This is a genomic window from Bacillus sp. FJAT-29814, from assembly GCF_001510715.1.
Lineage (GTDB): Bacteria > Bacillota > Bacilli > Bacillales > Cytobacillaceae > Neobacillus.
In genome coordinates this window covers 35,180-46,699 of record NZ_LMTJ01000018.1, presented here as the reverse complement: position 1 = coordinate 46,699, position 11,520 = coordinate 35,180, and the positions used below count along the sequence as shown (strand labels likewise).

At 37.1% G+C, this 11,520-nt stretch carries 13 protein-coding genes and 1 pseudogene; 9 read left to right on the top strand and 5 right to left on the bottom strand.

The window, feature by feature from the left end; all coding sequences use genetic code 11:
- The 3 genes from AR334_RS28220 to AR334_RS28210 all read right to left on the bottom strand — a co-directional run.
- The coding region (locus AR334_RS28220; RefSeq protein ID WP_066322138.1) for an alcohol dehydrogenase catalytic domain-containing protein at positions 1-847 on the bottom strand (847 nt) is incomplete at its 3' end.
- A gap of 18 nt (positions 848-865) precedes the next feature.
- Positions 866-1,234, bottom strand: coding sequence for a spore coat protein (locus AR334_RS28215; protein WP_066322136.1), 369 nt, complete (start codon positions 1,232-1,234; stop codon positions 866-868).
- A gap of 16 nt (positions 1,235-1,250) precedes the next feature.
- Positions 1,251-1,496, bottom strand: a complete 246-nt coding sequence (locus AR334_RS28210) for a spore gernimation protein GerQ (RefSeq protein WP_066322116.1) — start codon at positions 1,494-1,496, stop codon at positions 1,251-1,253.
- Between the two features lie 326 nt (positions 1,497-1,822).
- Between AR334_RS28210 and AR334_RS28205 the strand changes: the two genes are divergently transcribed.
- Positions 1,823-2,275 (top strand): CBO0543 family protein, encoded by a 453-nt coding sequence (locus AR334_RS28205; protein WP_066322114.1) that lies wholly within the window; start codon positions 1,823-1,825, stop codon positions 2,273-2,275.
- Positions 2,276-2,558: 283 nt separating this feature from the next.
- Here the strand turns inward: AR334_RS28205 and AR334_RS28200 are convergent, their stop codons facing one another.
- Together AR334_RS28200 and AR334_RS30520 are read right to left on the bottom strand one after the other, a co-directional pair.
- The gene (locus tag AR334_RS28200; RefSeq protein WP_253701391.1) at positions 2,559-3,341 is read right to left on the bottom strand and encodes a DUF1828 domain-containing protein; all 783 of its coding nucleotides are present in this window, start codon (positions 3,339-3,341) and stop codon (positions 2,559-2,561) included.
- Complete coding sequence (locus AR334_RS30520; protein ID WP_253701390.1) at positions 3,331-3,561, bottom strand: hypothetical protein; 231 nt, start codon at positions 3,559-3,561, stop codon at positions 3,331-3,333. The genes AR334_RS28200 and AR334_RS30520 overlap by 11 nt, the downstream gene beginning before the upstream one ends.
- A gap of 608 nt (positions 3,562-4,169) precedes the next feature.
- Between AR334_RS30520 and AR334_RS28195 the strand changes: the two genes are divergently transcribed.
- From AR334_RS28195 to AR334_RS28160, 8 genes and pseudogenes are all read left to right on the top strand, one after another.
- Positions 4,170-5,603: a sigma-54-dependent Fis family transcriptional regulator gene (locus AR334_RS28195; protein ID WP_066322105.1), complete on the top strand. Its 1,434-nt coding sequence runs from the start codon at positions 4,170-4,172 to the stop codon at positions 5,601-5,603.
- Between the two features lie 25 nt (positions 5,604-5,628).
- A complete protein-coding gene (locus tag AR334_RS28190) occupies positions 5,629-5,847 on the top strand; it encodes a helix-turn-helix domain-containing protein (RefSeq protein WP_066322098.1) in 219 nt (72 codons plus the stop codon).
- A 66-nt stretch (positions 5,848-5,913) separates the two neighbouring features.
- A complete protein-coding gene (locus AR334_RS28185; RefSeq protein WP_066322092.1) occupies positions 5,914-7,029 on the top strand; it encodes a DUF917 domain-containing protein in 1,116 nt (371 codons plus the stop codon).
- Positions 7,013-8,059 (top strand): hydantoinase/oxoprolinase N-terminal domain-containing protein, encoded by a 1,047-nt coding sequence (locus AR334_RS28180; RefSeq protein ID WP_066322087.1) that lies wholly within the window; start codon positions 7,013-7,015, stop codon positions 8,057-8,059. The genes AR334_RS28185 and AR334_RS28180 overlap by 17 nt, the downstream gene beginning before the upstream one ends.
- A 114-nt stretch (positions 8,060-8,173) precedes the next feature.
- A complete protein-coding gene (locus tag AR334_RS28175) occupies positions 8,174-8,569 on the top strand; it encodes a hypothetical protein (protein WP_172799317.1) in 396 nt (131 codons plus the stop codon).
- Between the two features lie 329 nt (positions 8,570-8,898).
- Positions 8,899-9,624: an aspartate/glutamate racemase family protein gene (locus tag AR334_RS28170; protein ID WP_066322079.1), complete on the top strand. Its 726-nt coding sequence runs from the start codon at positions 8,899-8,901 to the stop codon at positions 9,622-9,624.
- A 173-nt stretch (positions 9,625-9,797) separates the two neighbouring features.
- Positions 9,798-11,141, top strand: coding sequence for a cytosine permease (locus AR334_RS28165; RefSeq protein ID WP_066322078.1), 1,344 nt, complete (start codon positions 9,798-9,800; stop codon positions 11,139-11,141).
- Positions 11,142-11,185: 44 nt separating this feature from the next.
- Positions 11,186-11,482: pseudogene (locus AR334_RS28160) on the top strand (DUF917 family protein); the annotation flags it as partial.
- Between the last annotated feature and the right edge of the window lie 38 nt (positions 11,483-11,520).

Genomic DNA, 11,520 nt, shown 5'->3' with positions numbered 1-11,520 from the left:
TGATAAACGCACTTAATGCTCCGCCTTGAAGCTTCATTCCGCTTGCAAGGAACTCCATATCAGTCATTTTACCGTCCATACCAACTGCATCAATGACAACATCAGCGCCGCCTTTGGTGATTTCCTTCAGGTAACTACCTACATTCTCATGGTCCTCAAAGTTAACAATTTCTACTTTGTTGGTGCGCTTGGCGTGATGCAGGCGATAATTGACATAATCAACGGCTATGACTCGCTTTGCCCCTTTTAACCAACAGAATTTTTGAGCAAAAAGACCAACCGGACCACAGCCAAGAACAATAACGGTATCTTCATCCTTTACACCTGCATTGTCAACACTCCAAAAACCAGTAGTCATCGCATCGGCAATAACTGCTAATTTTTCATCTGGTTCTTCACAAGTCTCTGGAATTTTGAAATGAGTAAAGTTCGCAAACGGCACTCTTAAATATTCAGCTTGCCCACCTGGATAGCCACCCGTCGTACCAGAATATCCGAAATAGGCACCCATATCACCATTATCATTTGAATTATCACATTGGCTTTCCAAATGGTTTTTACAGTAATGGCATTCACCGCATGCTATATTAAAGGGGATAATGACTCGATCTCCCTTTTTTAGCTTAGTCACACCTGGACCAACTTCTTCGACGATTCCCATTGGTTCATGGCCAATAACATAGTTTTCTTGCAGGTTAGGAATCATGCCATGAATTAAATGTAAATCAGACCCACATATAGCTGTACTCGTTACTTTAATAATCATGTCATCTGGTTTTTCAATCTTTGGATCTGGAACTTCTTTGACTACAACATTTTTAATACCTTGATACGTTACCGCCTTCATTGGTTACAGCCTCCAGTGTCAGTGTTCATCAGGTGTCCGGTCAAACATACCTTTTCTATTGGTCTCAACAGGAAATAGATTCATTTTGCCAATCATCAAAGTATTGTTGGCAGAGAGTTGGTCTAATTGATATTGTTCACTTAATTCGTATGGATGGAACCATTTTTTACTAATCATTAATTCTGTAATTTCTTGGTGCATGGCAATCCCTTGCATTAACTGGTTTCGTAAGACAGTTCTAACATCTGGTGACGCGGACTCTGTTAAAGCGACAGCAATATTGCGCACACCTTCTTTGGCACGAAGAAGTAAATCCATCGCAAATGTGGTATCTGCTAGCTCTGGTACGTGTAGCGAGTTTATAGGGTCTAAATAGTCATTGTTCAATGAAATAGCCTTCCTTTCAATTTATTATTGGTGTTGGCCGGTTTTGAGGAACAGGTGCTTGAAAAGGTGCACGTTGATAAATTGTCTGTAATTCTCCAAGCGCTTGCATGGATTGTTCAACATCTTTTTGCATTAATGCTCTCAAATCATGATCAAATACCAAGCCTTGCATTAGTTTTGATTTCGCTAAGCAAAGGGTTTTGAAATTTATAACTTCATGTAAATCCAATGATTCATGATCGGCTAATTTTTGATTATCCATTTCTAATTAACCTCCTTATTCGTTAATACAATCAAATGTATTGTTCCAAAAATAGGAGGGATACATTCTTTAGGGTTTTTTTTATATTTGGTAAATTATCTTAAATGGTTGGAGTATTCATAAAGTGGGGGAAATTCATTATTTTGTGATGGCTGAGGATGATCGCTGCGGCGGTCTTGTTTTTCTTGTAGCTAAAAAATGTTCAACCAGAAATATCTGGTTGAACTTATAATACGAAAGGGCAGGTTAAAGAAGAATAATTCATCGAATAAATAATGATAATATGGTTGATATTGTTGTTTTTTTAAAACGAGGTGTTCCTCTTGGTGAAGCTATTTATTGGGACAGTTATATTAGTTCTTTTAGTTGCCCTCAAAATGCCCAGAAAAAGGACTAGGCACGAGTTACTAGCTACAATACAGTTTGCATTGTTAATGAATTTTGTAACTGATTTGTATCTTGATTTAAAGTACAAACTTTACTGGTATTTTGATAAAGAACAAATAGAGTGGTCGTACCTAGCTGTTGCCCTAGGTGAGGTTGCTGTACTGGTTATTTTTTTTAATTATTTTCCCCTGAAATCTAATGCCATTAAGAAATTTATATATATATTGGGATGGACCTGCATTCTTGTATTACTTGAATTGTATGCAGTTTATATTAGAGTTTTACATTATGGTAAATGGAATATAATCTATTCGGCGGTGGTTTATTTTATTTCAATGTACATCCTTTATTTCGTATTAGACTACACGGCGGATAGAAGAGAAACTCAGTAATAAAGTCGCATTTTCTTCTAAGGAAAAAAAGGAAATCCCGTGAAGCATGCAATAAAAATGCAACCAAAAAGGCTCATAGTCGACTACGAGCCTTTACAATAATGGTCATTCAATAGGTTCTCTTTTTTGGGGTTAGAGGCAAGTGTCACTACCCAAATTTCTTGATTTTTTGTCGACATTATTCGGAGAGTGACAGGTTCTCTTTATAACACTGACAGTTTTAAAATATGCTTGAAAGAATTTGTTTATCTCTGTTTTTGGAGAATAAATTTCTCTAATATCTTTAAGCACTCAATATATCGACCACTGTGTTACGATTACTCCATGGAATTGGATTAATATTCTCATTTTTAAGAGCATTAATTATGTTAGGGTCTATCTCTTTTTCTTGATCATTAATAAATACATATAAGTCGGATTTATAGTTTTGTAAATTCTTATTAAACCTTGTGTCGCTCCATGCAAAAATTATATTCGATAAAGTCCCTTTAGATGGTACATTCATAGTATGAACAACTCTCTCAGGTGTATTTTTGAAATGAGGAATTAGAAAGTTAAAATTATGGTTATAACCACTCTTACCACTGAGAAAAATATTCTCTGAATAACGGATGTTATGAGATTCAAGAAAATTACCAACATCTTCTGTGAATAAACTCGATACTGTAGTCTTAGTTGTCATAAACATATCATTCACAGTTATCATTGCTTGAATTAATGAATGTTTTTTTCTAGGAAAATCTTTAAAATCTGTTGTAATATAAAGTTCATTATAATCAGAATTAAAGGATACCCCATAACCTTTTACAATTGTATTAAAGATTTGCTTCCTTCTTTTTGAATTGGAAAATTCAAAACCGCTTGCCTGCAAGTCTGATAAAATATACCCATCATCGGTTAATTTAATCTCACCGTTATTGGGAATTGCATAGATTTGCAAACGATCATTATGCCTATCAAGAAAAGGAGTGGTAATCTCAATAGCACCAGCTTCCAGGTCTTTATAGGCTAGTTTCGAATTTAACCACTCAATATAAGCTTTCTTAAGGTCGTCTTTAGCCGCCATCACGTAAATTACCTTGTATATTGATTTCATTCCTGTTGCTAATATTATTATATTCAAAATAATCGATTAAAATCTGAACCAAATCTCCTGGATCTGTCGATATTTCACGTTCCAGTGGATAAGCCCACTTATCATCATAACCTTCACGGAATATGTGGATATGTGGACATGGTACTTCCTCACCATCGGGGGTTATCATGTGGAGGACCGTCAATGTCAACTCGAATTAATCCCGTGGCCTTATTATGTCTTGTTTGATAGGTACCTTTTGATGGCTTGATTCTTCCTCGTGTAACATCAATTATATAATTATTATTATTATTGCCATCTTTGCACTTTAATAACAGTTTTCCACCAGCCTCGGGAAAATTCAAAACATCCTTCTCATATAATAATTTTTTAACGATGAAATTAGGATATTTGCTTCTTCTTGAGTTAACATGTAATCACTCCTTACCCTTGTATAAATTATAGCAATAGGGGTTCAAATTAATTGTAGAATGATGTCTAGTTATTCTATAGTAAACCTAATCATTAACTTTTAAATGAAGTTACGACAAACTAACCACCTTAAGTGAGTATGAAAATATATTAATGCCTCAAAACAAACAAAAGTACCGAATTATCAATACTTTAACAAAAATTCCACCCGCCAAGGGATTTTTTGTTAATATAAAGTTGATTACATTCATCCATTGTATCGGGTTTTTATATGAAGTTAGTTTCTACAAGTATTTGTCCAGAACGATGACATTGACCTATTTGTCAAGTATTTAAACCATTTAGTAACTCGTAAAAAAAATAGAAGTAAAAATAGGGTGTGATACCATGCAGGACATTGCTTTCTATAAACACGCAGATAAGGTAGTAAATTTGTTTAAGAGATTTTCAATTCAATTTAGCATTCTTACCAGTGATGATTTTGAACATATAGTTCATAAAGTCCCATCTATTAACCAAGTCATTCAAACTGGAATATCTGTATTTCAGGAGGAATGTTTATATTATAAGGGCGACTCTATACTGCTAGTTCCGATAAAAGAAACTGGTAGAGTAGAAGCGATTGGAATCCTACAACCTAAAGATGGCAACAAAGAATGGTTCGTTCAAAATAGAGAAATGCTTGGAAATTTAGCGGAAGTTGGATGTCATCTATTGTCCTGTGAATCCATTGCAGAAAAACTAGAAAAAGAAAATGATCTTTTAAAAAGAGAAGTACTGGAACTTTTTTCAATGACTGACGATCTGTTCTTGATGATTTCATATGATGGTAGAATAGAAGAAATAAATCATAGATTAGCTGAAAAGCTGAATGCTAGAAAACATATTCTTATCGGGGAAGAGGTTACTAGTATCATTTCTGAGAAAAGCTGGTTTGATATTAAAGAGTCAAAAAATATGGTTATCCACCGGTTAGAAATGCATAAGTCCATTTTGAACAAGCAAGAATTTATTGCCCATGTAAAACCAATCTTCAACAAAGAACAAGTTCAATCTTATCTGATTAAACTTGAACTGGTAAAGCCATCGCCTAAAAAAATGGAGAAAAAGATAATGTGTTGTTTCGAAGATATTAAAGGGACGAGTGCGAAGCTTCAAGAAGTTATTACTATCGCTAAAAGAGTATCAACCAGTGATGTGACCATATTGTTAAGAGGAGAGAGTGGAACAGGTAAGGAGATTTTTGCTCAATCGATCCATAAAGAAAGTTCACGTTCGGATAAACCGTTTGTGGCTCTTAATTGTGCAGCAATACCAGAAAACTTACTTGAAAGCGAATTGTTTGGACATGTAAAGGGCTCATTTACTGGGGCTGTAACCGATAAACCAGGAAGATTTGAACTAGCTAATGGCGGAACTATTTTTCTTGATGAAATAGGTGATATGTCACTTCATCTCCAGGCGAAGCTGCTGCGAGTTGTTCAGGAACGAAAAATTGAAAGGGTAGGGGACAGTAATTCCAAAAATGTCGATGTACGAATCATCACTGCAACCCATCAAAATCTAGAACAACTGGTACGTGAGGGCAATTTCCGTGAAGATTTATTTTACAGATTAAATGTTATTCCGCTATTTCTACCATCGCTTAGAGATAGAAAAGATGATATTCCCATTTTAATCGAACATTTTATGAAAAAGTTTTCGATGGAACTAAACCGCCCGCCAAAAAGACTATCTGCTGACGTTTATAGAACATTATTGAACCATCAGTGGCCTGGAAATATCCGCGAAATTCAAAACGTTGTCCAGCATTTTTTTTGAGCTTGAAATAGGAGAAATTGTTACGATGAAAAGTTTACCCAAAAATTTTCTTGTGGATCATCCCTCTGAACTTTCGAAGAGTAATAGTATTTCAAAGCGAAATAACCGAGTAGAAAAAGATCATATACTTGAACTTCTAGATAAATTAGGGAGAGATACGAACGGAAAGAAGAAGGTAGCCAATAAATTAGGGATAAGTTTGCCAACATTATACAGAAAATTAAATCAATTAAGAATAAAGTGACGAGATAAAATTGGTGTGAAAACGCCGACATATGATAATAAGACGTAATAAGAAAGGAGATGTAAAATGTCTTGGTCCATCCAAAAAGCAGACGTCCCATTCATTTCAATCGGAGCTAAAATGCTTTCCTGTGGTGGAGGTGGTGATCCGAAAACAATGGAATATTTATTGCGCTCTATAATGAAAGAAGACGAAACCATCACAGTCAAGACGATAAATGAAGTCGCAAATGAGTGGGTTGTCCCTATAGCGGTGGCAGGTTCGCCTCTCTTATTCAGTGAGGATTTGCCAGAAGGAAGGAAAGGAGTTAAGGTTCTTTCCATTTATGAGCAGGTGTCTGGAATGAAAGCAGCTGCGCTTATCCCGCTTGAAATAGGTGGATTGAACGCGTTGTATCCACTTATGATTGCGTTACAAACCAATCTTCCGGTTATTGATGGGGATGGAATGGGAAGAGCATTTCCAGAAATAGACATGACAACCTATTTCCTTAATAACATTCCATTGCTTCCAATTGCTGCACAAACAGGAGAGGAATGTATGTCACTCGTTGAATGGATAACTCCGTCTGAAACGATCACAACGATTAAGGAAATCGTCATGCGAAACAGCGGCTACGTCCATCTTGCCTGTTACGGTATGACTGGCGGCCAATTATTAGCTGGCATAATACCTGGAACGTTAAAGCTGGCTTTAGAGCTTGGCAAGACGATATTATATGGTTCAACAGACCAAAGGCTTCTACATATGAAACGAATTATTTCCAATTCAGTATACGGTGAGCTTAAGCTTATCACTATTGGATATGTATCGTTCATTAAGCGGTGGTTTAATCATGGTACGCTTGTCGGAGCATGCGGTATTAACGGAAAGTACTCTCACGATGGCAAATCAATTCAAATTAGCTTTCAAAATGAATTTTTATCTATCATTTATCAAGGTGAATATGTTTGTACCACACCGGACCTGATTTTGCTGCTGGATTCCCATACATTCTTGCCAAAGCTAGCAGCAGAACTACAAGAAGGGGATGTTGTGATTGTTATTGCAATAACTGCTCCTTCTATTCTTCGAACGAAAGATATGCTTGAACTTGTTGGACCTAGGAGGTTTGGTATAAATACTGACTATCGGCAGGTGCAGTGGGTGGAAGGAGAAGAGGATTTTGAGGCTAGGGATTGATGTAGGAGGTACTAACACTGATGTCGTACTCGTGTCTGAAAAAGGACAGTTACTCGCAGCCGCCAAGCACCTTACTACTGAAGATATACTCACAGGTATGAGTGTTGCAATTAGCAGTGTTCTTAACGAATCGGGAATTTTACCAGACCAAGTAAAAGGGGTCTTTATTGGAACAACACATGTTCTTAATGCAATTTATTCCAAAAAAAAGGAATTGGCCCGTACAGCCTTAATAAGATTGACAAAACAAGACATAACTCTAGAACCAGGATTAGACTGGCCAGCCTCACTTAAAAGCTACATTCATAGTATTTATTATCTAAAAAGTAGAAACGGATATAGGGGAAGAAAGGAAACAGAGGGCTTGGCTACTGATTTGGATGAGCTTTTTACTGCCATTGAACTTGGTGAGATCGACTCCGTATGTATAGTAGGAGCGTATTCTCCATTGTATGAACAAGAAGAAATGCTATTAAAAGGACGAATTCAGGAAGAATTTCCAACTCTCCCAGTCACAGTTTCGCACAAGCTGGGCAGTATTGGGTATATTGAGAGAGAAAATTCTGCCCTATTGAATGCAATCATCTCCAAAGTCATCAGGACTGCCCTCGAAGGCTTGTCAACCATATTTCATCAGCATTCATTTCAATGTCCATATTGGCTCATTCAAAACAATGGGGCGCTAATGTCCATTGAGGAAGCCATTCATTATCCTATTTTAACGATTGGATCGGGTGTGGCCAACAGTATGCGCGGAGCTGCAGTCATAAGTGGATATACTGAATTTATAGCAGTTGATGTCGGTGGAAGTACTATTGATGTTGGCATGGTCAAAGGAAGTAATCTCAAAGAGGTAGTCAATTCTTCTAGCTTGTTTGGTACAGGCATACACATCCCAATGCCTGCGGTTACTTCATTACCTTTTGGTGGAGGGAGTATTATTTCTTTGAAAGAAGGTATGGTCGAGATTGGAAACACAGTTGCTAGTGATATTCGAAAAGAGGGTATTGCATGGGGAGGAAAGAAGTAGACCGTAACTGATAGTTTTTTAAAAGTGTTTCCGTTCGCGTTCTTGCATGATGCTAAGCAGAACAACCTTCTTGATTCCCTTACGGAGAAGGCATGTCGACAAGTTATCAGTTATGTGATGAACGAGATAAAAAGCACGATTGAACGGTTGATTGTTAATGACGAAGAATTGCCAATCGTGTTGGTAGGTGGTGGGAGTCCGTTATTGCATGACAGCCTATTTAGTAAATATAAAAAGATCAGGAAACCATCGGGATTTCATATTTGTAATGCAATCGGCGCTTGCTTTGCCCCTATTAGTGAACAGATAGACAAGGTGTACTGGCTGAATGAGCTGACGAAGGAAGAAGTGGTCAGCAGGGCTGTTGATACTGTTAGAGATGCGGTAATCAGAAAAGGTGGAAAACCTGAAAGTGTTCAAATAGCTTATGTTGAAGAATTTCCGTTCGACTATATACAGGGAGAAGTTCTTAGGGTTAGAACCAAAGCAATTGGTGAATTGAGTTTATAAAAAGGTTCCTCAACAAAGAAAATGAGAAAAGATGAGAAAAAATGAGGAAATAAGAGAAAATATATAATATAGTATATTTTTCTTAGAATTTCAAGATTATCATTATCGCAAAATTCTGATTATACCTAATAGTTTGTTTAGTCTTTTCCCTTACCTCTCAAGATTGAGAGGTTTTTTTCTATTTTGGCACAGTTCTTGCAAGGTATTAATGCGAAAGAAAGTTCTACTAATCATTTTGGAGGTGAGTCAAAGGAATTAATTGTGATTTCTATTTCACTATTTCAAACAATCTCTTTACCAATCTATTTAATAAAAAGGAGTGCTTGTAAATGAAAATCAAAGTTATTATGCCAATTACTTCGGATGTTTTTAATGAAGAAATTAAGCGAGAAATTAAACATTATGCTTCCGATACAACAGAAGTCGGCGTTGTCATCCTGGATTATGGTCCTGCATCTGTAGAATGCGAATATGATGAAGCGCTGTGTATTCCAAATTTTTTAGAAAAAGCAATCGAGGCAGAAGAAGAGGGATATGGGGGAATCATTAGTGATTGCTTCGGAGATCCTGGAGTGAAGCCTGCACGAGAAGTTTTGGATATTCCAGTCGTTGGTGCATGTGAATCCTCTATGTTATTTGCCAGCTCCTTAGCAAAATCCTTTTCCGTTGTAACAGTATTACCGAACGTTGTACCGATGATTGAAAACATAAGTAAAACATTAGGGGTAAATGGAAATCTAGCTTCTATCAGGTACGTAAACATTCCTGTTTTAGAAATTCATGAAAAGGATAAGTTGAAAAAAGCATTATATGAAGAAATGATCAAAGCTATCGAACTAGATAACGCTCATGCGCTAGTATTAGGTTGTACTGGTTTTATGGGTGTAGCAGCGGAGCTTCAAACGCGCCTAAAAGAAAACGGCTACGATGTTCCGGTGATCGATCCTGCGTTTGCAGCGACACGAATGCTTGAAAGTTTAATTGCGATGGGAGTAAAACAAAGCCGATTGACATATATGACTCCGCCATCAAAACAAAGAGTAAAAAGTGTTTAATAAGCTCTTTTTTAACAGCATTAAAAAACCACCAAGGGAAAACATGTAGGAAAATTACTGAAGATTTTTAATCTTCAACAAGGATTTTGCTTTTCCAGTTTATCTTTGGATCTAAGCAAAATCCTTGCTAGAAAATTTGTTTTTAAACTATGTGTGAAAGGTGGAAATTGGGGATGAATGAAAACGCAAAAGATACAGCCTATATGGATGATGATGTTTACAAAAAAGTAGCAGAGAGCGCAAAACAGCACTGGATTAGTTTTCTTATGTTATTTCTTGGCATGTGGACCTCACTAGGTGCAATAGGGGTTGGGGTAGATGTTGGAACAAAACTAACCCCATGGAAAGCGTCACTAGCCTTTTTCTTGGGGTATGTGATTTGTATGATATTTGGCTATTTGGTAGGGGAGATTGGGAGACGTGAGGGATTAGCGACCCCGGTGTTATGTGATCGACCTTTTTCTAAATATGGAAAAATTGTACCCGTATTTATTGTGTTTCTAATTGCAGGCGCATTTATTGGGGTGCAAGCAGATGCGATTGCCAGAATTGGAATGTCTATATTAGGCATTTCCTTTAATGAGGGATTCGATTTAAAAAGAGGTTTAGTGGCTGCGGCACTGTGTTCACTGATGATGTTTACATCCTATCGAGGAATTAGCCAAATGAAGCTAATTAGCTGGATATCCGTTCCTATTTTTTCAGCTGTATTGATCTTATCCTTTATCTTTTCGGTTAATAAGTATCCTGGTGGACTTCCTGCCATTATGACGATTCAGAACGATGAAGTAAGCTTTACATCTGTTATGTTTTTAGGAGTTGCATTATACGCAGGGTTTTCAGCATTTATGCCTGATGTTTCAAGATTTATTAGTAGCAGAAGTGGTTTAATCAAGGCCATGGTAATTGGCTATATAGCTTCAACTTTCATCCCTATTTGGGGCGTAGTCGTTGGTGCGGCTGAAGGCGGATCCTATTGGACTGTATTTTCACAATTTGGGGTGGCATTTAGTATTTTTGCTGTCATCGGACTATTCCTTGCCCAATGGACTACAAACGATGTGAATGCATTTTCAAGCGGTTTAGCTTTATCGACTATTTTTACCACCTTGCATGAAAAAAATAAAAGAATCCCTCGATTAACCAGAAAACAAGGAACACTAGTTCCAGCAATTATTGGAGTTGTTCTAGCATTTGTTGGGTCAGGAGCAATTGGTGCCATACTTGGATTTGTTGGTGCATTGGGAGCATGGTTAGTACCAATGGCCGGTGTTTTAATAGGCCATTATTATGTGATTGAAAAAGGCGGTAAGAAGGTTGAAACAAAAGGACTTGCTGGACTAATTTCAGCTGTTTCGATTGGATTATTAACGCAATTTGGACTTTTACCTATGGCCGCCATTACGAGTATAGTAGGTTCTATTCTATTATATATCATTTTATATTATGGAGTAGAAAAGCCACTTCTTGGGGTAAAAATGATTGAAGAAGATGCCCAAGAAGGGATTGTAGGATAAAGGATTATCAAAATAAAAGATTGTTATTTGAAAGGAGAATGGATTTGAGACTAATTGGAAAGCAAGAAATCGAAGATATCGCTGTAGGAGCGGCATTACTAGGTACTGGAGGCGGAGGGGATCCGTACATTGGAAAGTTGATGGCCTTACAAGCCATAGAAGAATATGGTCCAATCAAGCTTATTTCGGTTGATGAGGTACCGGATGATGCTATGATTGTCCCTTCAGGTATGATGGGAGCACCTACGGTTTTGGTAGAAAAAACACCAAGCGGTGATGAGGCCATAAAAGCCTTTAGTAGCCTTGAATCCTATTTAGAAAAGAACATGGGTGTTTTTGCCCATCCCCCCGAAAAGGTGGAATAAGGAGAACTTCACTT